Consider the following 305-nt stretch of genomic DNA (forward strand, 5'->3'; position numbering starts at 1 on the left):
TTAAGGGCCGACATGATCAAACAGCGCGAAATCCATCTGGCCATACCCGCACAAACTAATAAGGAGCAAAGATTGCAGTTGCAACGTGTGGTAGAGTATGGCAAAAGTCAGAACATTACAGTCAAAATTACGGAGATCGAATAAATGACTTTCAATCAAGAACAAGATTATTGGGCTGGCTATAAGGCAAATGAAAGAGCCTTGATTATTCAAACATGGTCAGGATTTGGGCGATATGCTCCAGACCACCTATATCCCCCCCATATCCTGCCATTGGATACCGACAATGGAACTTTAGGCACGAC

General features: G+C 43.6%; 2 protein-coding genes. Both read left to right on the forward strand.

Features of this window, described 5'->3' with window-relative positions:
- The first annotated feature begins 12 nt into the window (after positions 1-12).
- Positions 13-144 carry an endonuclease toxin domain-containing protein gene (locus HMPREF2675_RS11670; protein ID WP_349268255.1) on the forward strand — a complete coding sequence of 44 codons (132 nt, stop codon included), beginning with the start codon at positions 13-15 and terminating at the stop codon, positions 142-144.
- Positions 145-305 (forward strand): contact-dependent growth inhibition system immunity protein (locus tag HMPREF2675_RS11215; RefSeq protein WP_141759945.1); only part of this gene is annotated, 161 nt, incomplete at its 3' end.

It is taken from the genome of Neisseria sp. HMSC061H08, assembly GCF_001836795.1.
In the GTDB taxonomy this organism is placed as follows: domain Bacteria; phylum Pseudomonadota; class Gammaproteobacteria; order Burkholderiales; family Neisseriaceae; genus Neisseria; species Neisseria subflava_A.